Raw genomic sequence first — 21,954 nt, forward strand, 5'->3', positions numbered from 1 at the left:
TGCTGTTTCGTTAATTAAGTTCGTATTTTCTGTTTTATTTGAAAATAATATTCGGTTTAATGGGGCTGTTTAAATAAACTCAGGATAATCCCATGTCGTCACAGACTTCACTGGCTCAGGCCAAAGTACTTTCTCCCAAGCGAAACAGCTCCCATGCTCAGGATCTGGAGTCCCTGGCCAGGGAACAATTGCAGCATTTTGGTATCGACGGCAGCAGTGAATACGGCCAGGCACTCTATCAGGCGGCACTGCACCTTTACCAGACCCAGGTGGATGTCAGCCAGCTCTGGCAGATTACCCGGGATACCCTGGCTAATTTAAGCCACGAAGACAAAATCGCGCGCTTCAATGCCAAGAAATTCCTGTCCTTCCAGCTCGCCAAGGTGCTGGACACCTTACAAAACCCGTTCAGGGCTGTGCATCAGAGCCTGCACAAGCAACAGGGCTCTCATCTGGTCAAGAGCCACTATCCGCTGTTCGACAACGTCACGGCCTTGTTTTCCGCCACGCCGGTTGTGGTGCGCACCGCCACTTATGTCTATGCCTGCACCGAGTGGGTGGATGATGCCTTCCAGGGCAAGGAATTCACTCACCAGATCTACTCCAGACTGCTCAATCCTACCGCCATCTCGCTGGCCAATGCCATTGTCGATCTGGAAGCCGGGCCCTATGCGGCAGATTATCTGGCCTGGAACTTCAACTCCGGCATGGCAGCCATCGACGGGGTACTGTCCAATGTGCTGACCCACGGCGATGTGCTGATTGTGTCACGCAATATTTATGGCGGCGTGTTCCAGTTGCTGCATGACTACTTCGCCCGTGCCAATCGTATGGATATCCAGCTCGAATGGTTCGACGGCTATACCGAAGCGGCGTTCAGCGAGTTTATGGACGAAGTTAAATCACGCCATTCCGCCAGGCTGGCAGATGGCAAACAGCTCCATGTCTATCTGGAATCACCCTGTAACCCCCATGGGTATGTGCTTGATGTATCCGGCCTCTGTAAGGTGGCCCATAGCGGCAATCATCTGGTCATGCTGGACGCCACCCTGGCCACCCCCATCCTGTCCCAGCCGCTGCAGCGCAAGGACAAGGCCGAGCGCCCCGACTATGTGATTCACAGCTACACCAAGGATATCTGCGGCAGCGGCGCCACTACCGCCGGTGTGGTCATAGGCGAGACCTACCGCATGTTCCAGTCAAAGGGGGACAAGGTTAACGGTCTGGACTGGTCACGCACTATGTTCTGGGATGTGTTCTATATCAAGGGGGCGTTCCTTGACTCGGAGAAGGCCTTCGACGTCCTTAATGGCATGAAAACCCTGGAACAACGGATTATGAACAAGGTCATCAACACCCTGGTGTTCAGCCGTTTTCTGGCCTCCCACCCGGACTTTCATGTCAATTGCCACGCGCTGGTGGATCACCCCAATGCTGCTCTGCGGAACAGTCAGATGCGTCACGGCTGGCCCTGCGCCCTGTTTACCGTGGATATGGAAGGGGCCAGCCTCAGTCGCGACACTTTTGTACGCTTCTTCGACGCCCTGGAGCCGGCCTTCAGCCACCAGGTATCCATCGGCCAGCACAATACCATTATCCTGTGTCCTGCACTGACCTCACACTCTGAGCTGGCGAAAAAAGATCAGGAAGCGGCAGGTATCTACATGACAACCATGCGTATCGCCATGGGCACAGACAACGTCAAGGAACTGATCGCCCAGTTTATCCACTGCGCCAAACTACATATCGATCCTGTGGTCCCCGGCTTCAGCGACAAGTTTATGGAGCCGGAGCAGATCGACAAGCTGTATATGGACCTGGCCATGGAAGTCTGTACTCAGCACTACGGCTCCGGGGCCAGCATGGCGGAGATGTTGGCTTAGGCTTCAGTAACAGTGCAAACTGCCGATGTAGTGGCATCGGCAGTTTTAAGGATTCTCCATGCACCAGTTCAGTTTGAATGTAAAGTTCGATGCGCCGTTGGAGCGCCTGTATGAGGCCTGGCATAAGCCGGAGCTGCTTCAGCAGTGGTTTGCACCCGGCGACATGCTGGTGGCCCAGGCCATGTCGAGTTTCCAGGAGGGGGGTAAGTTCCGTATCGTGATGCAGGATACTGACTTCAGCCAGCATATCCTGATGGGGCAGTACCAGACTATAGTGCCCAATCAAAGGCTGGCGTTTACCTGGCAGTGGCAGGACAGCGATCTGATGACCCATGTCAGCCTGGATTTTGCCAGGGTCAACGACAGCACCTCAGAGCTGACCCTTACCCACAGCGGCTTTCCCGATCAGGAAATGGCCGATGACCATCAGGATGGCTGGATAGCCTGTTTGGAAAAGCTGTCTTTGCTGACGCTTTAGACGTTATCAGAGAAAAGTTATCAGTTTGCAGTGGTCAGTTTTCAGAAATGCTTTGACAGGGTAGAGAAATAAGTTCGTTTTGTTGCCAACTGCCAACTTTAAAAACGGGGCAGGGACTCGCTGAAGCGGTAGTCATAGACCAGCGCCGTTTCCACATGATTGACTTCCGGCCTGGCGGTGACGGCATTGAAGACGAAATCCCGTAAGTGCTCCGTATCGGCTACCGTCACATGGATGAGGAAGTCGTTTTCCCCCCCCATATGGTAAAGACTCAGCACCTCCGGCATGGGCAGCAAAGCCTGCATAAAGGCTTCCACTGTCTCACGGTTATGGTTGGAGAGACGGGCGGCGATCATGGCCTGGATATGACCACCCAGAGCGTTGACGTTAAGGCGCAGGCTGCTGCCACGTATTACCCCGTCATGCTGCAGGCGCCTGACCCGCTCCAGGCACGAAGAAGGTGCCAGTCCGACCCGGCTGGCCAGCTCTTTATTGGTCAGTCGCGCATCCTGAAACAGGATGGCCAGTATCTCCAGGTCGGTGGTGTCCAGCGCTCGCATGGCAGTCCCCTGTTAATCGTTCAGCGGTGCATGGCCAGCATGATACGGCGGTTGTTGTCCAGGTGGGCCAGGTACTCCTCGGCCAGGGTGGCAAACTTACTGCGATCTTTCTCTGCAATGGGCTCCGCCTTGGGCAGGCTGACAGTACGGGGGTTTCTGTGCACCCCGTCGACCAGGAACTCGTAATGCAGATGCGGACCAGATGCCAGGCCGGTGGCGCCTACATAGCCAATGGTCTGTCCCTGCCTGACGCTCTGACCCTTTTTGACCGCCCGTTTTGTGAAATGCAGGTACTTGGTCACATACTTCTCGCCGTGCTGGATAAACACATAGTTACCGTTGTACTTGTTGTAGCTGGCGGCGATAACTTTGCCGTCACCTGCTGCCATAACCGGCGTACCCACATTCGCTGCATAGTCTATGCCGTTGTGCGGCCGGACACTTTTGAGCACCGGGTGCAGGCGCTTGGGATTGAAGCTGGAGCTGATGTACTTGAAGCTGACCGGGGCACGCAAAAAGCTCTTGCGCATACTGCGTCCTTCCGGCGTGTAGTAGTTACCGTCATCGTAACGAATGGCCTGGAACACCTGCCCTTGGTTGCTGAATTCTGCGGCCAGTATCCTGCCGTGGCCGACAAAATCGCCGTCTATGTATTCTTCCTCAAATACCAGATTGAAATGATCGCCCTGGCGAAGTTCCAGAGCAAAGTCGATATCCCAGCCAAAAATACCCGCCAGGCTCATAATCTGCGCCTCAGACAGGCCGGCATTGACGCCGGCGTGCCAGAAACTGGAGCTGATAGTGCCGCTGGCGTAGCCCAGGCGCACATCGACTTCCTTGGATTGTACTTCCGATTGATACTCACCTTGTTCGTCCCGCCGGATGGACAGGCTTTCGGTGGGAGAGAAGCTATAGCTAAGGGCAACGAAATCACCCTGCTCGTCCTTGATCAGGCGGAGTTCGTCGCCTGGCATCATCTTTAACAGTTTTTTGGCATCCTCACCGGCACGACTGACCTTGTAGGTTTCCTGCGGGCTGAGACCAGCGCGATCAAAAATCTTGGCCAGATTGTCACCGCGTCTGACCTGGTATTTCTGCCACTCAGGCCCTTGCACCTGATTCGACTGGACCGCCATTTCCCCAACTTCAAGGGGCAGGGGATAGCGTTTACCCAGTTCCAGTTCTTCTGTCTGACGGGACGCCGTGGCTGGTTCCGAGGGCAGGAACAGCATCAGTAAAGCAAGCAGAGACAGGCTTAACAGCATGACTTTGTGCGGTTTTGGCAGTTGTTTTATGGTTTGTTTTACCACCTACTACAACCTCTTGTGACAAACTTTCGGGGAACCGCTTTGTGACCGTACAATGTGTCGGCAAGTTCCGTAAACTTACCACAGAATATCCCCATCTCATTGCAATTGCTACTCTGCAGCCATGCCTTGTTACTGTATCACATACCATTTCCTTCGAAACTGCAGGGAATTGGTATACACTTCCGCCTGTTTTTGACCGGCCAAAGAGAGTGAAGTAGATGACAGACTGGCAGCATGCATTTGCCGAAATCCAGCGGGGAGCAGAAGAGATTCTGCTGGAAGAGGAACTGATTGAGAAACTCAAATCAGGTAAGCCGCTGAAAATAAAAGCCGGCTTCGATCCTACTGCGCCGGACTTGCATCTTGGCCATACGGTATTGATCAACAAGTTGCGCACCTTCCAGCAACTGGGCCATGAAGTGGTCTTTCTGATTGGTGATTTCACCGGCATGATCGGCGATCCCACAGGGAAAAATGTGACCCGTAAACCCCTGTCCAGAGAAGATGTACTGGCCAATGCCCAAACCTACAAGGAACAGGTGTTCAAGATCCTGGATCCGGCCAGGACCCAGATTCGCTTCAACTCTGAGTGGATGAACACTCTGGGCGCGGATGGCATGATCAGGCTGGCCGCCCGCCAGACGGTTGCCCGCATGCTGGAACGGGACGATTTTAAGAAGCGTTACGCCGGAGGTCAGCCCATTGCCATTCATGAGTTTCTCTACCCGTTGGTTCAGGGCTGGGATTCCGTGGCCCTGGAATCCGATGTGGAGCTTGGCGGAACCGATCAGCGTTTTAACCTGCTGATGGGCCGCGAGCTGCAAAAAGATGAAGGGCAGCGCCCGCAAACCGTATTGATGATGCCCCTGCTCGAAGGGCTGGACGGTGTGCAGAAGATGTCTAAATCCCTGGGTAACTATATCGGTATTACCGACAGCCCTAATGAGATGTTCGGAAAGATAATGTCCATCTCAGACGAGTTGATGTGGCGCTACTATGAGCTGCTCAGTTTCCGCCCCGTGGAGGAAATCGAGGCTTTAAAAGCGCAGATCAGGGACGGTGCCAATCCCAGGGATACTAAGATCCTGTTGGCCAAGGAGATCATTGAGCGCTTTCATGACGATGCCGCTGCCGAAGCGGCGCATCAGGATTTCATTCAGCGCTTCCAGAAAAACGCCCAGCCGGATGAAATGCCGGAGCTGACCCTGAGTCTGGCTGGTGAAGGTCTGCCCATTGCCAATCTGCTAAAAGAAGCCGATCTGGTGGCTTCGACCTCTGAAGCCCTGCGTATGATTAAGCAGGGGGCGGTTAAGATAGACGGACAGAAGGTCGAAGACAGCAGACTGCTACTCGATAAGGCCGGTACGGCGGTCTATCAGGTCGGCAAGCGAAAATTTGCCCGTATCACCCTGGGTTGATCGCTCAGGGCTAGCGGGGTCAGTCGACCCCGGATAACAACAGGTTTTCGAACTGCAGGTCCATTGCCTGGCGTCACCCTGACAGCCGAAGCTCCTGTCAGGGCCGGTTGAATCTGATCATGATGGCTTGGCCGTCACAACCAGTCCCTGAACCGCCCCCAATGGTAGAAGCCCCAAAGGCCCATGCGTCTCCATCTGGCCAGGGGGAATTTGGGTAGGGGAGACTGAAAGAACGGCAGCGCCGGACTGTTCATCCCGGCCACCCGTTCGGCCAGGCGTTTGCCGGCCTGGCTGGCAAAGGATACCCCTGAGCCGCAATACCCCATGCTGTAGAATATAGAGCCCTGTTCATCTGCCTGGCAGATGCGGGGGTAATCATCCAGGGAAACGCTGACCCAGCCGCTCCAGAAATAGTCTACCCCTATACCATCAAGTTGCGGCAAACCATTACACAGGGCCTTAAGCAAACGTTGCCTGTATGTGGGGTGGTTGGCCTCCTTACCCGCTATGGCGCCCCGGCCGCCAAACAGAATGCGGTTGTCGGGCAACAGCCGGTAATAATACTTGAGGGCCCTTGTATCCATCACCATCAGCCCGGGTTTGATGCCGCAGGCCAGCAGTTGCTGTTCGTTCAGGGGCTCGGTCACAATCACGCTGGACAGCACCGGAAAATGTCGATGGTCTACCGTTGGGTGGAAGCGATTCAGGGTATAGCCGTTGGAGGCAATCACCACCTTGTCCGCCAGCACAGAGCCGGTTGGCGTTGTCAGGCGGTGGCGTTGGCCTTCCTTCTGCCAGTCCAGTACCGGTGAACTTTCATACAGGCCGGCGCCAGCCTGTCTTGCCAGGTCTGCATAGCCCAGCGCTAACTTAAGCGGATGGATGCCAAAACAGTAAGGAAACAGCAACGCTCCGTAAGCCTCAGCGCCTTTTATGTAGTCACGCTGTAATTCAAGGGTGTCGATAAAGCGCACCGGATCCTGATACCGGCGCTGCATCAGGTCGGCCTGTGCCTTGAGTTGGCGCACCAGCCTGGGCTGGTGCGCCACTTTCAGATAACCACCTGGCGTTTTGTCACAGGTGATCTGACCGGTATGGATCAGCTCACTGACCCTGTCTATGCCCGCCCTGTATTCCTGATAGATGCCCTGGCTTGTAGCGGAGCCCCATTTCTGTTCCATCTGGCTGAAGGACAGCCGGCCGCTGCCGTTGAGGACAAATCCTGCGTTGCGGCCGCTGCACCCCCAACCCAGCCGGTTGGCTTCCAGCACTATTGGTTGGATGGCATGCTTAGCGGCCAGCTCGTAGGCGCAGGAAAGACCCGTATAGCCGCCGCCAATGACAGCCACCTCAGTTTGCCGGTCGCCCTGTAAGGCAGGAACGGGCATCGGCGTGACACCACTGGCCCAGTAAGAATCAGGATAGGCGCTACCCCGGCCCGGATGGCTGTGAGTAAGCGGATCGTACATGCCGGGCAGTTCAGCCATTGGCTTGTTCAAACTGCAGGATCATCTCGGCGGCGACACAATCACATTCGGTGCCGCAAACCGGACAGACGTAGCCGTCATTGATACAATTTTCCTGCCATTTGCCGGGGTGCTCTTTCACCAGCTTGCCGCCGCACTTGGAAAAGTATTTAAAAGCGCTGTTGCCTGGACTGGCCATCCAGATATGTGCCAGGCCAGCTTTTGCCCCCTGCTTGGCGGCTTCCCCAACGGAGAGTTTGAGCATTTTAGAGCCGATACCGGCGGCACGATAACTGGCATCCACAGTGTTGCATTTGAAGTAGCAGACTTCCTGTCTGGGAACCGGCCACAAGGAGGGGGAGCACCATTTGTCCGGCTGCCAGTTTCCTGCCGCCAGGGTCAGACGAAATCCCACCAGCCGGTCGTCGTCCAATGCCACCCAACTGGCATTGAGGTCATTTTTAAGACCGGCATTGTAGAGTTTTTGCAGGGACGGCATGTCCAGATAATTGTCTCCATGCACATGATTGGCCAGGGCCAGCAGGCGGTCGAAATGATCTGGAGTCAGTTGTTGATATTGAATGTCGCTCATTTAGGTTTCTTGTACTGAATGTTAAGGCTTTGCAGATACAGGTCCAGGGCTTCCACTGAGATACGGATTTCCCAAACGGACAACCAGAGTGACCAGAGCAGCAGGATCAGGCTGGCTCCGAAGATCCAGCTTCCCGCCGTCTGGTATTGCAGATAGATAGCCAGCATGGACAACACACAGAGAAAGAAGCTGGCGGCACCGGCCTCCTGCATGCGCTTGATTAACTGGATGCGCTTTCTCAGGTTGGCGATTTGCTTATGGGTACTGTCGCTGTTGTCCTCGAAGTTGCGGATGATACCGGCCAGCGTGACAAAGCGGTTGGTGTAGGCCAGTAACAGCAGGGAAATGGCCGGAAACAGCATGGCCGGAGTCGTCAGGGTAATGTTCATGTTGGTTCTTCAGCAGTGGGGCAGGGCTTGCAGGTATTTGTGCATGGCCTGCTTGGCAGATTCCATGTCGGCAAAAATTTTGTCTTCAATGGGACTGCAGATATTGCTCCTCTTACGGATCTCCGCCAACTGGGCGATACCGACGGCCGAGTCGATACAATAGGCGTCCCCCATGCAGCCCAGCTTCAGGCATTCCTCGTACGCTTGTTGCAGGATCAGGGCGGCGTCAGGAATAGCTGCCTGGTAACGAAGACAGTCTGCAATGTATATCCATGGAGTGGGCATGGTGCCGGCCAGTTCTTTGAGATCGCGCAGGTAGGCTTTGCTAAGTCCTAGGCCAATCACCCCCTGGAATATGGCAAGCAGGAAAGAACCCTGCTGCTCCAGTTGATAGCTGCCGTATTTATCAGACTTGGCAAAAGGTACCTTCATTTTTCTACCGCGTAGCCGGCGTCCTGCCATCCTGGCATATCGCCTTCCAGCAGGTGCAGCTGTGTGAAGCCTTGTTCACTGAGCGCTTCGGCGGCCATGGCCGCCCTTCGGCCGGAACGGCAATACAGGACGATTTTCTGATCTTTGTCATCCGCAAGCTGTGGCAGATATTGTTCTATCTTGTCATGGGGGGTATTCAATGCGCCGGGAACGCGACCGGCCTCAAACTCCTGCTGGCTGCGCACATCCAGCACCAGCCAGTTTTCACGCTCGGCCTGTAAAGCCCGGGGATCAAGAGTACCAATTTGAGTCCCTCCAGCCAGAATGGCAAAACTCAGCAGCGAGAAGAGCAGGGTGATAATTCGCATAACAGTCTCGAAACACCTATGTTACCACCAGTTTAAGGCCTCGCCTGATAGGAGTAAACCAGCGTATGGTTTCCGTTGTGACTTTTTACCCTCAGGAATGAGAAGAAAAGTTAGGCTTAGTGGTGGAAGGTCGGAGCGAATAGAAATAAGCTAAACGGGCATAAAAATAGGAGACCACCATGTCACTGGATATTACCTTCACCCTGAATGATTCAGATCTTGAACATTTTCGTGAGTTGATGCAGCGGGCCGTAGCCCGGGCCGAGTCTGTTGCCGAAGCGGACATAAAGCGCAATACAGCGCTAGCCATAGAAGAGCTGGAAAATAAAACCCTTCCAGAGTTTGTTGCCGTAAGGGTCGCCAAGCTGCGTGAACTGGTGCAGATGCTGGATGATAAGGACTGGCAACTGCCCGCAGAGGAACGCAAGGCCGTGCTGTCTTCCCTGGCGTATTTCTGTGAACCGGCCGATCTGGTGCCGGATCATATTCCTGTGCTGGGCTATATGGATGATGCCATCATGATCGAGTTGCTGGTCAGGGATCTGGCCGAGAATTTCAGCACTTATGAGGAATTCTGCACCTTCAGGACAGCGGAACTCCATCGCCGGGGCGCAGAGGCTACCGTATCTCAGGAAGACTGGCTGGCGACCAAACGCCGTGAGCTGCATCGCAAGCTGCGTGATAACCGGGCCGCCCGCAGGCCTGGTCGGGTGTTCAGCCGTTTCTTTTAGCCTTCTGTTCACACATCAGTCAGAAAAGCCCTGCAATCGCAGGGCTTTACGTTTGTGAAAACAGATCAGTAGCGGTAACTGTCTTCCTTGAACGGTCCTTCCACCGGCACATGGATGTATTCCGCCTGCTGCCGGGTCAGCCGGGTAATCACCCCGCCAAAGCCCTGTACCATATAACGGGCGACTTCCTCGTCCAGCTGTTTGGGCAGCACTTCCACCCGCAATGCCTGTTGCTTCTGCTCAGGACTCATATCCGCATAACCCTGCTGGAACAGGTGCATCTGTGCCAGTACCTGGTTGGAGAAAGAACCGTCCATAATACGGGACGGATGGCCGGTGGCATTGCCCAGGTTTACCAGGCGGCCTTCAGATAACAATAACAGGTTATCCAGCGGGTCCTCGCTGCGGAAAATTTTGTGAACCTGGGGCTTAATCTGATCCCAGCGCCAGTTTTTGCGCATAAATGCAGTGTCAATCTCGTTGTCGAAGTGACCAATGTTGCACACCACCGCGCCAGCCTTCAGGCTTTTCAGCACATTGGCGTCACAGACGTTGACATTGCCCGTGGTGGTGACCACCAAATCCGTGTTTTGCAGCAAGGGCAGATTGATATCTTCCTGCTTGCCGGTGTTATTGCCATCCACATAGGGGGACACCACTTCATAGCCATCCATGCAGGCTTGCATGGCGCAAATGGGATCGATTTCACTGATCTTGACGATCATGCCCTCCTGGCGCAGGGACTGGGCGGAACCTTTGCCCACATCCCCATAGCCGATCACCAGGGCTTTCTTACCTGCCAGCAGGTGGTCGGTGGCACGTTTGATAGCGTCATTGAGGCTGTGGCGACAGCCGTATTTATTGTCGTTCTTGGACTTGGTTACCGCATCGTTGACATTGATGGCAGGGACTTTCAGGGATCCGGCTTTGAGCATTTCCAGCAAACGATGCACGCCTGTGGTGGTTTCCTCGGTGATGCCGTGCACTCTGTCCAGCACCTTGGGGTACTTGAGATGCAGCATGGCGGTCAAATCGCCACCGTCGTCGAGCACCATATTGGCGTCCCAGGGCTGCCCATCCTTGAGGATGGTTTGCTCCAGGCACCAATCGTATTCTTCTTCTGTTTCCCCCTTCCAGGCATAAACCGGGACCCCGGCTGCCACCATGGCCGCAGCCGCATGATCCTGGGTGGAGAAAATATTGCAGGAGGACCAGCGTACCTCTGCGCCCAGTTCTATCAACGTTTCGATCAACACGCCCGTTTGAATGGTCATATGGATGCAGCCAAGGATACGCGCTCCTGAGAGCGGCTTCTGCTGGCGGTATTTCTCACGAATGGCCATCAGGGCCGGCATTTCGCTCTCGGCGATGGTCAGTTCCTTGCGTCCCCAGTCCGCCAGGGACAGGTCGGCGACCTTGTAGTCCCCGGTTTTCACCGTCATATTGTCATGTTGCATAGTGGATCCTGTTAGTTGGAAGTTCACATATCGATAGCTTTCGGCAATCAGTTATCCAGACTGAAGGCCGGTGCCTTGTAGCAGATTGATCAACAGACTACTGATCTGAAATCTGGCTGTCCAATACCCTGTACGACAACAGGGCAATTGGATTCATCTTGACTGAATAGTGATGTGTACTATAGATGGATCTGCCTGCAGAGAGACTCGATGCCATCCACCTGGCGCAGGGAAAAACGGTGCAGGGGGTCGGGATTGACCTGGCGAACACTGGAAGGATAAAGTTCAAGCAGCGACAACCAGGGTTGCCAGAAGTCCTGCAGGCTGGTCAGAGGCTGTTTGATGGCGCCGACAATGACCTGTGGGCGGCGCTGAACGACCCCCTCAAGGGTTACTTCGGGATAATCGCTGGGCGAGTCAGAAAAGACATTTTCCGCGTGGCACAAGTTCAGTAGTTTGCTGGCCCAGGCTCCCGGCCCGATACTCATCATCGGACTGGGCCACATATAATAAAGTACCCGGACGGGATCTTTACCCTGATATTTCTGTTCCAACTGTGACAGCCTGCCCAGATAATCATTTGCCAGCCGGGCAGCCAGTTCCTGCTTGTCCAGCAGTCGTCCCAGTTCCAGAACTTCCTCGGCGATATCAGCCGGATGGTCAGGATGAGACAAAAACAGCTTAAAACCCAGGGATTGCAGCCGTTGCAGATCCTGGGGTTTATTGCCGCCCTGCCAGGCCAGGATCAGGTCCGGTTGCAGGCGCATCAGGGCCTCGAAATCCACCCCCTGAGAGCTGGCCACCCTTGGCAGGGATTTGGCCGGCTCCGGATAATCGCTGTAGTCACTCACCGCCAGCAACTTGTGCCCTGCTTCGAGCGAATAGACCAGTTCGGTGGTATGGGGAGCCAGACTGACCAGACGTTCAGGGGCGGCCGTTGCGCCAGCGTAAATTACCCATAGCAGAGCTGCCAGTATCCGGGGCTTCATATCTTTGGCCCAAAGGCAAACAACAATGCGGCCCCCAGCAGAATCAAAACCAGCATGGTGGCGGTGGTTTTATTGACGGCGTGGCGGGCCCGGCGAATATCCGTTACAGAAGCTTCCCTGGCGCCGCCGCCCCGGGGCAGGCGGACTTTGACACCGGCGTAGAAGGCGGGACCGCCAAGCTCAATGCCCAGAGCTCCCCCCACTGTTGCCAGTAGCAGGCTATGGCTGTTACAGCTTTTTGCCAATCGGCGCCTGGCGCGCCAGGCACAGGTGATGTTCTCTGTGATGGCCAGGATCCACAGTCCGATACGCACGGGGATATACTGCATTACGCCGGTGATCCAGGCCACCGGGCGGCCGAAGTGTCTGTAAGTGGGAAGCTTGGTGCTCCAGACCTGGCGGAACTCATACAGCAACCTATAGGTCAGGGCACCCAGGCCGCCCAGCAACAAAAACCAGAAAATAGGCGTGCAGACCTGATAAAAAAACCTTAGCAGACCTGCCTCAATCACCGCTTTGCTCAGACCCATCACAGTCAGTTTGTCTGTTTCCCTGAGCAACAGGGTCTTGGCTTTGTCCCGGGCCAGGGATTTCTTGCTGGCCATCAGGGCCTGTTCGCAGCGCTTCATATTACGCAGCACCGGCTGAAAGCGTATGGCCATATAGAGCAGTAAGGTGTCGAAAAACACCGGGTATTCAGCCAGACCGATAAACAGGCCGATACAGATCAGGATGGGAGTCAGCAGTACCAGGGGGGCCAGGGTACCTGACAGCTTCTGCTGTCCGGGCGAATGATCTAGCGGATTGACCTTTTCAGCCATACGCAGGGCCAGCAGGCGGAAAAAACTTAGAGGATGATATTTATCCGGCCACACCCAAAGCTTCTCCACCACCCATACCGCCAGAATAATTAAGGCGGGCTGTAGTGCAGGGTGGAGGAAGAGCTTCTCCGGCATGGGCTAGCTTTTCGACAGGGTCTTGATCATGTCCATCGCCAGATTGGCCGAATTCTTGGCGGCCTGGTCCAGATACTGGCTGAAGGACATCTTGGAACTCTTGCCGGCGATATCCGACAAGGATCGGATCACCAAAAACGGCGTGTCCATCATATAGGCGGTCTGGCCGATGGCGGCGCCTTCCATCTCCACCGCCATCATATCCGGCACCAGATTACGCAGGCGGCTGGCCGCCTCGTCACAGCCGATAAAGGAGTCGCCGGTGCAGATCAGGCCCTTCTTGCAGTTGATATGTAACACATCCTGGGCCGCATGTTCGGCAGCGGCAATCAGACGCGCGTCGCATTCATAACGGGAGGGCATGCCATACACCTGGCCCAGTTCGTAGCCAAAGTGGGTCACATCCACATCATGGTGCATCACATGGGTGCCGATGACCACATCGCCAATATTCAGGCTGGCATCGAAACCGCCGGCCGAACCGGTGTTGACGACAAAGTCCGGGGCAAACCGGTCAATCAACACTGTGGTAGCCACCGAGGCAGCGACCTTGCCGATACCGCATTTTACTACTGTGACTTCGACACCGTGCAGGGTGCCGTCATAGAAATCCAGATGGGCATACTGAGTGCGGGTAACGTTGTTCAGGGTTTCCTTGAGCAGGGCGACTTCCTGATCCATCGCCCCCAGGATTGCAATTTTCATTGAAATAGATCACTGAGACGGGAAATGGCCGCTAGTGTAATGGCTCAGACTTGCGAGTCCAACAGATTCTGAATATAGGGTGGTCAGTTGGCAGTTGTCAGAAACATCTTCCCAGAGCAAACAACCGGGTCGATCTTTGTGGCAACTGCGCTGCAATCAGGCGGTGATGGGACGGCCCAGCGTCGCCTTGTCGTCTTTCTGGGTGCCCTGTACCAGAGGCTTCTTAGGCTCCTTGTAACGCATGGGGGCGAGTTTGGCGTCGATGCATTCGCGGATTTCTTGCGCCGAATAACCGGATTTGACCTTAATGCGCAAGTGAGGAATCCTTGCCGCGTCCAGGCTGCTGCTGACAAACCAGTCCCGCTGGCTCTTATAACCCTCCTTGCCTTGCTGGTGGACCAGATCCACCGCCACGACCGGGCTCATGTCCTGTTTGTCGCACAGTACGAAATCCAGATGCCGGCTGCTGGCCCGAAGCATGGAGTTGCGGCCGACCTTCTTGTCCGTGCCCTGGCGCAGGCTGACGATATCGCTCAGTTTGACACGGCAGATGATGCGATACTGACTGCCCACCGCCGACTCCAGCAGTTCCAGAAAACTGCGTTCCACAGGGGTAAACAGATTGCTGCGCTTCTTGAAGGGAAACGCCAGACTGTCGCCGTTCAGTTTGATGGCCCCCACGGCCACCACAATCAGGATCATCAGTAAAATAATGGTCAGTTCCATACCAGACTCCAGTAAAGGTTGAGTACAAGTTTTTGACGCTTGTTTCAGATACAGGAATCCAGCAAGAAAAGTGCCATAGTTAGGGAAGTGACAGCTTTCCCGTCGGGGGTCAGTGTTTGATCAGAATGTCGATCTGGCTGCCGGTGCCATCAGGAGAGATAACCACCACCCAGTTGGCCTTTTCCATCACATAGCGATGGCTCTCTACCCTGGCATCCTGTTCACCCAACTCCTGCTGGTAGAAACTCAGGGCCTGGGCGGGAGCCAGGGCGACAAAGTAACTGAGACTGGCCGGTACGCCACCGTCAAACAACTGACAGAATCTCGCCTCTGGCATCATGGGCATATCATGAAATCCGGCCGGGCACTCAGATTGCTGAGCCAGAGGCTGGGAAGCGGCTACAATAGCGAGCAGGGCAGGTATGATGACAAGCGGGTTGCGCATGGGTCATCCTATGCGATTGAATGTGTAGATAATATAGAGGCTTGGGTGGTTCGCCACAAATAGCCAATCTGATACAAAGGTATGGGACAGACGCATGAAGACAGGGGTGGACAAAATCATGACCAAGCGGGTGGTCTCGGTAGCGCCCGACACAGGGCTTGCCGAGGTCAAGCGACTTTTTGACGCTGCACGTTTCCACCACCTGCTGGTGGTGGAAAACAAGCAGCTTGTGGGCATCCTTTCTGACCGGGACTTGTTCAGAGCCTTGAGCCCCAACCTCGGCACGGCTGCCGAGACTCGTCGCGACACTGCCACCCTGAACAAAAAAGTTCATCAGATCATGAGTCGGCAACTCTGGGTGCTGTATCCGCAGAATGACATCTATGACGCCATTAACCTGTTCCACAGCCAGAAAATCTCCTGCATCCCGGTAGTGGATGAAAACCGCACCCCGATGGGGATTATCAGTTGGCGCGATATTATCAAACTGCTGGCGGTGGGTAAGGCTATTCGCAACAAGCAGGCAATGTAGCCGGAGGATTAACCACAGAGGGCTCACAGAGGTAATAGGGCAATCCTTGTCCATTCTTCGCGTTGCTGTGCTAGAGGTTTGGCTTAAAAAGAAAAAGGGATGTGCAATCACATCCCTTTAAATCTCGGTGTTCTCTGTGGTTTTCTCTTTCCGCCTCAGACGTTCAGATAATCCAGAATGCCCTCGGCGGCTTTGCGGCCTTCGAAGATAGCGGTAACCACCAGATCCGAGCCACGCACCATATCGCCGCCGGAGAAGATCTTCGGGTTGCTGGTCTGGAAGGGGTACTTGCCATTGGCGGGTGCGCGAACCCGGCCCTTCTCATCCAGGATAATGCCATAGTCGGCAAACCAGTTGGCCGGGCTTGGCTGAAAGCCAAAGGCGATAATCACCGCATCGGCCTCCAGCACATGCTCTGAACCCGGCACGATTTCCGGGCTTCGACGGCCGGCGGCATCCGGGGCCCCCAGTTGGGTGTTGACCAGTTTAACCCCGCAGGCCTGGCCCGCTTCATCCACGGCAATATCCAACGGCTGCAGATTGAACTGGAAATCCACCCCTTCCTCCCGGGCATTTTGCACCTCGCGACGGGATCCTGGCATGTTTTCCTCGTCACGGCGATAGGCGCAGATCACCGATTCAGCGCCCTGGCGGATGGCCGTGCGCACGCAGTCCATGGCCGTATCGCCGCCGCCCAGCACCACCACCTTCTTGCCCTGCATATCGATATAATCAGCTTTGGCCTGCTCCAGGCCCATCAGGCGGTTGGTATTGGCAATCAGGTAGGGCAGGGCTTCATAGACCCCGGGGGCCGATTCATGGTCGAAGCCGCCGCGCATATACTTGTAGGTGCCCATACCCAGAAATACCGAGTCGTATTCCTCCAGCAGTTGTTCAAAGGGAATGTCCTTGCCGATTTCGGTGTTGAGCACAAACTCCACGCCCATTTCGGTGAAGATTTCCCGGCGCAACTGCACCACTTCTTTTTCCAGCTTAAAAGAGGGGATACCAAAGGTCAGCAGGCCGCCAATCTCCGGGTACTTGTCGAATACCACAGGCGTGACGCCGTTACGTACCAGAATATCGGCACAGGCCAACCCCGCCGGACCGGCGCCGATAACAGCCACCCGCTTGTTGGTTTTTACCACCCCGGACATGTCTGGACGCCAGCCCATTTTAAACGCCGTGTCGGTTATAAATTTCTCGATGGAGCCGATAGTCACGGCGCCGAAATCGTCGTTCAGGGTACAAGCTCCTTCACACAATCTGTCCTGGGGGCAGACCCGGCCACAGACCTCCGGCAGGCTGTTGGTCTTGTGGGACAACTCCGCCGCTTCCAGGATCCTTCCCTCATTGGCCAGTTTCAGCCATTGGGGAATGTAGTTGTGCACCGGGCATTTCCACTCGCAATAGGGATTGCCGCAATCCAGGCAACGGTCGGCCTGACCGGCTGCCTGGGACTCACTCATGGGTTGATAGATCTCGGCAAACTCGCTGCGACGTAAAATCGCCGGTTTCTTCGGAGGATCGATACGCTCAACATCGACAAACTGATACACATTCTTTGCCATCGGGCTTCTCCTCCTTACTGGGCCTGGATGCGCAACTCGGCGCTGGAACGGCTGATATGACCCAGCAGATTCTTCACATCGCTGGTCTTGGGTTTGACCAGACGGAACTGCTTCAGGTAATGGCTGAACTGACTGAGGATCTCCAGTGAGTGCTCACTACCGGTTTCTTCGTAATGCTGGTTTATAAGGCCACGCAGGTGCTCGGCCAGAATAGGCTTATCTTCGATGCCCAGCGCTTCCACCAGATCGCCGTTGACCCGGCGGCTAAAGTCACCGGCCGAATCCAGCACATAGGCAAAGCCCCCGGTCATGCCGGCGCCGAAGTTGACGCCGGTCTGCCCCAGGATGGCCACGATACCACCGGTCATATACTCACAGGCGTTGTCGCCGGTGCCTTCCACCACGGCGATGGCCCCTGAGTTACGCACCGCGAAGCGCTCACCGGCGCGACCCGCTGCAAAGAGCTTCCCGCCTGTGGCCCCGTACAAACAGGTATTGCCCATAATGGCACTGTCACGGGTGGCATAGTGCACGCCGCCGGGGGGATGGATGGTCAGCTTGCCGCCTGTCATACCCTTGCCCACATAATCGTTGGCATCGCCGATCAGGCGCAGCTCCAGACCGCCGGCGTTCCACACGCCGAAGCTCTGTCCGGCGGTGCCGGTAAGGGTCAGACGAAGCGGATGGTCGGCCATGCCCTGGTTGCCATGGTGCCGGGCGATAAAGCCTGATACCAGTGCACCCACTGAGCGATCCGTATTGCGGATGGGATAGCGCCAGTTGCCGCCGGTTTTTTTCTCGACTGCGGTCTGCACATCTTCCAGAATCCGCAGGTTCAGTTCGCCCTTGTCCATGGGGGCATTGGTGACCTCAGAGCAGAACAGCTTGGTGTGCTCGCCGGCTTTGGGCTTGGCCAGTACCGGGGACAAATCCAGCCGATTCTGCCGGGCGCTGATGCCGTCGATGACCTGCAGCAATTCAGTGCGGCCAATCAGATCGTCCAGTTTCTGCACGCCGATGGCGGCCATCAGCTCACGCACTTCCTGAGCGATAAACTTGAAGTAGTTCATCACCATTTCGGGCAGGCCGATAAAATAGTTGTCGCGCAGATTTTTGTCCTGGGTAGCCACGCCGGTGGCACAGTTGTTGAGATGGCAGATACGCAGGTATTTGCAACCCAGGGCCACCATGGGGCCAGTGCCGAAGCCAAAGCTCTCGGCACCCAATATCGCCGCCTTGATTACATCCAGACCGGTTTTCAACCCCCCGTCTGTCTGTACCCGCACCTTATGACGCAGGCCGTTTTCCACCAGGGCCTGCTGGCTTTCCGCCAGGCCCAGCTCCCAGGGACTGCCGGCATATTTCACTGAGGTGAGGGGGCTGGCGCCGGTGCCGCCGTCATAGCCGGAAATGGTAATCAGATCCGCATAGGCCTTGGCCACCCCGGTGGCCACCGTGCCCACGCCGGGCTCGGACACCAGTTTTACCGAGATCAGGGCCTTGGGGTTGACCTGCTTGAGATCAAAAATCAGTTGGGCCAGATCCTCAATGGAATAAATATCATGGTGTGGGGGCGGCGAAATCAGTGTCACGCCGGGAACCGAATAACGCAGCTCGGCAATGTACTTGTTGACCTTGTCGCCGGGCAACTGGCCCCCTTCGCCGGGCTTGGCTCCCTGGGCCACCTTAATCTGCAGCACATCGGCGTTGACCAGGTAGTGGGGGGTGACGCCGAAACGCCCCGAGGCCACCTGCTTGATGCGCGAATTCTTCTCGGTGCCGAAACGCTTGGGATCCTCTCCTCCCTCCCCTGAGTTGGACTGGCCACCTAAGCGATTCATGGCGATGGCCAGCGCCTCGTGAGCTTCCGGGCTCAGGGCCCCGATGCTCATGGCGGCCGTGTCGAAGCGCGGATAGAGGTTTTCCGCCGGCTCCACCTGGTCGATGTCTATGCCATTGCCGTTTAGCTTGAGTTTGAGCAGATCACGGATATGTGCCACCGGCCTGTCGTTGACCAGATTGGCAAACACCTGATAGTCCGCATAGTTACCGCTGACCACGGCCTTTTGCAAACTGGTGACCACATCCGGGTTATAGGCATGGTATTCACCGTCATGCACATACTTGAGCAGGCCGCCGTGGGACATCTTCTTACGCTTAACCCAGGCGATACGGTTCAGGTTGAGCACATCCTGTTCGAAATCATCGAAACTGGCACCCTGGATACGGCTGGGCACCCCCTGGAAACAAACCTTCATGACATCCTGATGGATACCGATGGCCTCAAACAGCTTGGCGCAGCGATAACTGGCCACGGTGCTGATGCCCATCTTCGACATGATTTTATACAGGCCTTTATTGATGCCCTTGCGATAGTTAAGCACCGCATCCATCACCGGCATCTCCAACTCGCCCTTGTCGGCCATTTGCTCGATGGTTTCATAGGCGAGGAAAGGATAAACGGCGGTGGCACCCAGGCCAATCAGCACGGCGAAATGATGTGGGTCCCGGGCAGAGGCGGTTTCTATGACGATATTGGCGTCACAACGCAGGGCTTTTTCCACCAATCTGCGCTGCACTGCGCCCACCGCCATGGGGGCTGGAATGGGCAGGCGGTCGGCTTTAATCTTGCGATCCGACAGCACCACAAAAGACGCCTTCTTGGTTTTGACCAGGTATTCTGCCTCGTCGCAGATACGCTTAATGGCAGCCTTAAGACCCTCTTCCGGCTGGTAATTGAGGTCGATAATCTCCGAGTAGTAATGCTCGGGGTCGAACTCACGCAATTGCTTGAGATCCGTGTAGACCAGAATGGGGGATTCGAACAGTACCCGGTTGGCATAGCCGGACGTTTCCGAAAACACATTCTGCTCACGACCAATACAGGTGGCCAGCGACATCACATGGTTTTCCCGCAGGGGATCGATGGGCGGGTTGGTGACCTGGGCAAACTGCTGGCGGAAATAGTCATACAGGGTGCGGGGCTTGCTGGACAGCACGGCCATGGGCGTATCGTCGCCCATGGAGCCCACTGCCTCCTGGCCGTCTTTGGCCAGCACCTTGATGATCTGCTGGATCTCCTCATAGCTGTAATTGAACTGCTTATGGTAGGTGGCCATCATGTCATCGTCGAACAGGCGCACACCGATAAGACTCGCATCACACTGCTGGATGGGCTTGAGCCGGCGGATATGCTTGTCCAGCCATTCCCGGTAGGGATGGCGGCCCTTGAGATCCTCGTCAATTTCGGTGGAGCGCCAGATCTTGCCCGTATAAGTGTCCACCGCCAGCATCTCGCCGGGACCCACCCGGCCCTTTTCCAGCACATCTTCACTCTGGTAGTCCCAGATGCCGATTTCCGAGGCCAGGGTGATCAGGCCGTCTTTGGTCAGTACGTAACGGGCCGGACGCAGGCCGTTGCGATCCAGGTTACAGGCCACATGGCGGCCATTGGTCATCACGATACCGGCTGGCCCATCCCAGGGCTCCATATGCATGGAGTTGAATTCATAAAAGGCCTTGAGATCGCCGTCCATAGTCTCGTTATTCTGGTAGGCGGGCGGTACCAGCAATCGCATGGCGCGGAACAGATCCATGCCGCCGGCCAGAAACAGTTCGAGCATATTGTCCAGCGACGAAGAATCCGAGCCTTCAAAGTTCACAAAGGGCGCAGCGTCGTGCAGATCCGGCAGCAAGGGGGTGCGGAATTTATAAGTACGGGCCTCCGCCCATTCCCGGTTACCGCGGATAGTATTGATCTCGCCGTTATGGGCCAGAAAACGGAACGGCTGGGCCAGCGGCCACTTAGGTAAAGTATTGGTGGAAAAGCGCTGGTGGAATACGCAAATGGCCGACTGCATGCGCTCGTCTGCCAGATCCTGGTAGAAATTGGGTAAATCCTTGGGCATCACCAGGCCCTTGTAAATGGTCACCAGGTTGGACAGACAGGCGATATAAAAGTCCGGATCTTTGGCCAGGCGCTTTTCAGTCCGGCGACGGGCCATAAACAGGCGACGTTCCACGTCTTTTTTACGCCAGCCGGGAGGGGCGTTGACAAAGACCTGCTCAATCTGCGGCAGCCCGGTCAGGGCCAGTTCGCCCAGAATGGAGGGATCGGTGGGAACCACCCGCCAGCCTTCAACGGCCAGGGTTTCTTTTTGCAGCTCTTCATTCAGAACTTCCCGGGCCTGCTGGGCCAATACCGGATCGCGGCTGAGGAAGACCATGCCCACACCGTATTTCTTGCCCAGCTTCCAGCCATTCTCCTCGGCGATGGCGCGAAAGAAGGCGTCCGGCTTTTGCAGAAGCAGGCCACAGCCGTCGCCGGTCTTACCGTCGGCGGCAATGCCGCCCCGATGCTCCATTCTGTGCAACGCGTGGATGGCGGTTTTTACCAGACTGTGGCTTGGCTGTCCCTGTGTATGGGCGATTAAACCGAAACCGCAGTTATCCCGAGAATCGTTCGGATTATATAGTCTCATTACTCATGACTCCTTCAGTGAGGGCGCGTTGACCTCTCATTTCTGTCCGGTGGAGAGGTTCCACGTCCTGTCGACTGGGTAGGGTAATGTTATTATCAGGGATGGCATGCACTGGACTCTTGGTGGTCCGTTTTTTCATGCGCCTTTGACAGGTTCGATTTATTTTGGAATTACCAGTCTTTCTTGTTTGACCGCGGGCCACTCGCCTGTGTCCGCCACGGTCATGCCAGCGGATATCCACTGGCGCCTTCGGCCTGAAGCCGCTTGTCCTTTTGTTATGGTTGTTTTGGTTATCGGTGACGGTTTTCCCATGCACCATTAACGAATCGTTATGCACTCTTATGGAGCGGCTAATGAACATACCCAGTTTACCGGGTAAAATCAATCGCCCACTTTCAATGGGAATGGGATGGAATGGGTTGTTTGTTGTTATTTTTAGGATTTTTATTTCGTTTTGCTGGTAAA

Annotated in this window: 20 protein-coding genes; 5 read left to right on the top strand and 15 right to left on the bottom strand. The window is 55.6% G+C overall.

Translation table 11 applies throughout. The annotated features are described in order from the left end of the window. Window positions 1-92 precede the first annotated feature (92 nt). Both J0A66_RS02125 and J0A66_RS02130 read left to right on the top strand, forming a co-directional pair. Window positions 93-1,883, top strand: a complete 1,791-nt coding sequence (locus tag J0A66_RS02125; protein WP_206572111.1) for a trans-sulfuration enzyme family protein — start codon at window positions 93-95, stop codon at window positions 1,881-1,883. 58 nt (window positions 1,884-1,941) lie between these two features. After that, complete coding sequence (locus tag J0A66_RS02130) at window positions 1,942-2,361, top strand: SRPBCC family protein (protein ID WP_206572112.1); 420 nt, start codon at window positions 1,942-1,944, stop codon at window positions 2,359-2,361. 98 nt (window positions 2,362-2,459) lie between these two features. Here J0A66_RS02130 and J0A66_RS02135 read toward each other — a convergent pair whose 3' ends face one another. Further along, entirely contained in the window at window positions 2,460-2,921 is a 462-nt protein-coding gene (locus J0A66_RS02135; RefSeq protein WP_206572113.1) for an Lrp/AsnC family transcriptional regulator, read from the bottom strand. A gap of 20 nt (window positions 2,922-2,941) precedes the next feature. Then, the gene (locus tag J0A66_RS02140) at window positions 2,942-4,231 is read right to left on the bottom strand and encodes a peptidoglycan DD-metalloendopeptidase family protein (protein WP_206572114.1); all 1,290 of its coding nucleotides are present in this window, start codon (window positions 4,229-4,231) and stop codon (window positions 2,942-2,944) included. Between the two features lie 218 nt (window positions 4,232-4,449). Here J0A66_RS02140 and tyrS point away from each other — a divergent pair, with 218 nt between their 5' ends. After that, window positions 4,450-5,649, top strand: coding sequence for a tyrosine--tRNA ligase (gene tyrS, locus J0A66_RS02145; RefSeq protein ID WP_206572115.1), 1,200 nt, complete (start codon window positions 4,450-4,452; stop codon window positions 5,647-5,649). Between the two features lie 134 nt (window positions 5,650-5,783). Here tyrS and J0A66_RS02150 read toward each other — a convergent pair whose 3' ends face one another. The 5 genes from J0A66_RS02150 to J0A66_RS02170 are packed head-to-tail and all read right to left on the bottom strand — an operon-like array spanning window position 5,784 to window position 8,896. Beyond that, a complete protein-coding gene (locus tag J0A66_RS02150) occupies window positions 5,784-7,136 on the bottom strand; it encodes an NAD(P)/FAD-dependent oxidoreductase (RefSeq protein ID WP_241263947.1) in 1,353 nt (450 codons plus the stop codon). Then, window positions 7,129-7,707, bottom strand: a complete 579-nt coding sequence (locus J0A66_RS02155) for a GNAT family N-acetyltransferase (protein ID WP_206572116.1) — start codon at window positions 7,705-7,707, stop codon at window positions 7,129-7,131. The genes J0A66_RS02150 and J0A66_RS02155 overlap by 8 nt, the downstream gene beginning before the upstream one ends. Continuing rightward, on the bottom strand, window positions 7,704-8,096 hold the full coding sequence (locus J0A66_RS02160) for a DUF2721 domain-containing protein (RefSeq protein WP_206572117.1): 393 nt from the start codon (window positions 8,094-8,096) through the stop codon (window positions 7,704-7,706). The genes J0A66_RS02155 and J0A66_RS02160 overlap by 4 nt, the downstream gene beginning before the upstream one ends. Window positions 8,097-8,105: 9 nt before the next feature. Next, window positions 8,106-8,528 carry a hypothetical protein gene (locus J0A66_RS02165; protein WP_206572118.1) on the bottom strand — a complete coding sequence of 141 codons (423 nt, stop codon included), beginning with the start codon at window positions 8,526-8,528 and terminating at the stop codon, window positions 8,106-8,108. Next, window positions 8,525-8,896 carry a rhodanese-like domain-containing protein gene (locus J0A66_RS02170; RefSeq protein ID WP_206572119.1) on the bottom strand — a complete coding sequence of 124 codons (372 nt, stop codon included), beginning with the start codon at window positions 8,894-8,896 and terminating at the stop codon, window positions 8,525-8,527. The genes J0A66_RS02165 and J0A66_RS02170 overlap by 4 nt, the downstream gene beginning before the upstream one ends. A 179-nt stretch (window positions 8,897-9,075) precedes the next feature. Here J0A66_RS02170 and J0A66_RS02175 point away from each other — a divergent pair, with 179 nt between their 5' ends. Beyond that, window positions 9,076-9,627, top strand: coding sequence for a YkvA family protein (locus J0A66_RS02175; protein WP_206572120.1), 552 nt, complete (start codon window positions 9,076-9,078; stop codon window positions 9,625-9,627). Window positions 9,628-9,692: 65 nt separating this feature from the next. On the opposite strand, the gene ahcY is transcribed toward J0A66_RS02175, so the two are convergent. The 6 genes from ahcY to J0A66_RS02205 form a co-directional block, all read right to left on the bottom strand. Then, complete coding sequence (gene ahcY / locus J0A66_RS02180; protein WP_206572121.1) at window positions 9,693-11,084, bottom strand: adenosylhomocysteinase; 1,392 nt, start codon at window positions 11,082-11,084, stop codon at window positions 9,693-9,695. Window positions 11,085-11,263: 179 nt separating this feature from the next. Beyond that, window positions 11,264-12,073, bottom strand: a complete 810-nt coding sequence (locus J0A66_RS02185; RefSeq protein ID WP_206572122.1) for a cobalamin-binding protein — start codon at window positions 12,071-12,073, stop codon at window positions 11,264-11,266. Next, entirely contained in the window at window positions 12,070-13,029 is a 960-nt protein-coding gene (locus J0A66_RS02190) for a cobalamin biosynthesis protein CobD/CbiB (protein ID WP_206572123.1), read from the bottom strand. Before J0A66_RS02190 ends, J0A66_RS02185 begins: the two co-directional genes overlap by 4 nt. Window positions 13,030-13,032: 3 nt before the next feature. Then, window positions 13,033-13,734, bottom strand: coding sequence for a 5'-methylthioadenosine/adenosylhomocysteine nucleosidase (locus tag J0A66_RS02195; RefSeq protein WP_206572124.1), 702 nt, complete (start codon window positions 13,732-13,734; stop codon window positions 13,033-13,035). Window positions 13,735-13,890: 156 nt separating this feature from the next. Beyond that, window positions 13,891-14,460: a DUF2726 domain-containing protein gene (locus J0A66_RS02200; protein ID WP_206572125.1), complete on the bottom strand. Its 570-nt coding sequence runs from the start codon at window positions 14,458-14,460 to the stop codon at window positions 13,891-13,893. Between the two features lie 109 nt (window positions 14,461-14,569). Beyond that, window positions 14,570-14,905, bottom strand: a complete 336-nt coding sequence (locus tag J0A66_RS02205; protein WP_206572126.1) for a hypothetical protein — start codon at window positions 14,903-14,905, stop codon at window positions 14,570-14,572. A 94-nt stretch (window positions 14,906-14,999) separates the two neighbouring features. On the opposite strand from J0A66_RS02205, the gene J0A66_RS02210 reads away from it, so the two are divergent. Further along, window positions 15,000-15,437, top strand: coding sequence for a CBS domain-containing protein (locus tag J0A66_RS02210; RefSeq protein ID WP_206572127.1), 438 nt, complete (start codon window positions 15,000-15,002; stop codon window positions 15,435-15,437). A gap of 155 nt (window positions 15,438-15,592) precedes the next feature. On the opposite strand, the gene J0A66_RS02215 is transcribed toward J0A66_RS02210, so the two are convergent. Both J0A66_RS02215 and gltB read right to left on the bottom strand, forming a co-directional pair. Beyond that, window positions 15,593-17,008 (bottom strand): FAD-dependent oxidoreductase, encoded by a 1,416-nt coding sequence (locus tag J0A66_RS02215; RefSeq protein ID WP_206572128.1) that lies wholly within the window; start codon window positions 17,006-17,008, stop codon window positions 15,593-15,595. A gap of 14 nt (window positions 17,009-17,022) precedes the next feature. Beyond that, window positions 17,023-21,489: a glutamate synthase large subunit gene (gene gltB, locus J0A66_RS02220; RefSeq protein WP_206572129.1), complete on the bottom strand. Its 4,467-nt coding sequence runs from the start codon at window positions 21,487-21,489 to the stop codon at window positions 17,023-17,025. Between the last annotated feature and the right edge of the window lie 465 nt (window positions 21,490-21,954).

It is taken from the genome of Bowmanella dokdonensis (genome assembly GCF_017254865.1).
In the GTDB taxonomy this organism is placed as follows: domain Bacteria; phylum Pseudomonadota; class Gammaproteobacteria; order Enterobacterales; family Alteromonadaceae; genus Bowmanella; species Bowmanella dokdonensis.

Bases quoted from the DNA above. Each gene is read 5' to 3' on its own strand.
- J0A66_RS02125 (WP_206572111.1), top strand. From the start codon at position 93: ATGTCGTCACAGACTTCACTGGCTCAGGCCAAAGTACTTTCTCCCAAG.
- J0A66_RS02130 (WP_206572112.1), top strand. From the start codon at position 1,942: ATGCACCAGTTCAGTTTGAATGTAAAGTTCGATGCGCCGTTGGAGCGC.
- J0A66_RS02135 (WP_206572113.1), bottom strand. From the start codon at position 2,921: ATGCGAGCGCTGGACACCACCGACCTGGAGATACTGGCCATCCTGTTT.
- tyrS (WP_206572115.1), top strand. From the start codon at position 4,450: ATGACAGACTGGCAGCATGCATTTGCCGAAATCCAGCGGGGAGCAGAA.
- J0A66_RS02150 (WP_241263947.1), bottom strand. From the start codon at position 7,136: ATGGCTGAACTGCCCGGCATGTACGATCCGCTTACTCACAGCCATCCG.
- J0A66_RS02155 (WP_206572116.1), bottom strand. From the start codon at position 7,707: ATGAGCGACATTCAATATCAACAACTGACTCCAGATCATTTCGACCGC.
- J0A66_RS02160 (WP_206572117.1), bottom strand. From the start codon at position 8,096: ATGAACATTACCCTGACGACTCCGGCCATGCTGTTTCCGGCCATTTCC.
- J0A66_RS02165 (WP_206572118.1), bottom strand. From the start codon at position 8,528: ATGAAGGTACCTTTTGCCAAGTCTGATAAATACGGCAGCTATCAACTG.
- J0A66_RS02170 (WP_206572119.1), bottom strand. From the start codon at position 8,896: ATGCGAATTATCACCCTGCTCTTCTCGCTGCTGAGTTTTGCCATTCTG.
- J0A66_RS02175 (WP_206572120.1), top strand. From the start codon at position 9,076: ATGTCACTGGATATTACCTTCACCCTGAATGATTCAGATCTTGAACAT.
- ahcY (WP_206572121.1), bottom strand. From the start codon at position 11,084: ATGCAACATGACAATATGACGGTGAAAACCGGGGACTACAAGGTCGCC.
- J0A66_RS02185 (WP_206572122.1), bottom strand. From the start codon at position 12,073: ATGAAGCCCCGGATACTGGCAGCTCTGCTATGGGTAATTTACGCTGGC.
- J0A66_RS02190 (WP_206572123.1), bottom strand. From the start codon at position 13,029: ATGCCGGAGAAGCTCTTCCTCCACCCTGCACTACAGCCCGCCTTAATT.
- J0A66_RS02195 (WP_206572124.1), bottom strand. From the start codon at position 13,734: ATGAAAATTGCAATCCTGGGGGCGATGGATCAGGAAGTCGCCCTGCTC.
- J0A66_RS02200 (WP_206572125.1), bottom strand. From the start codon at position 14,460: ATGGAACTGACCATTATTTTACTGATGATCCTGATTGTGGTGGCCGTG.
- J0A66_RS02205 (WP_206572126.1), bottom strand. From the start codon at position 14,905: ATGCGCAACCCGCTTGTCATCATACCTGCCCTGCTCGCTATTGTAGCC.
- J0A66_RS02210 (WP_206572127.1), top strand. From the start codon at position 15,000: ATGAAGACAGGGGTGGACAAAATCATGACCAAGCGGGTGGTCTCGGTA.
- J0A66_RS02215 (WP_206572128.1), bottom strand. From the start codon at position 17,008: ATGGCAAAGAATGTGTATCAGTTTGTCGATGTTGAGCGTATCGATCCT.
- gltB (WP_206572129.1), bottom strand. From the start codon at position 21,489: ATGAGACTATATAATCCGAACGATTCTCGGGATAACTGCGGTTTCGGT.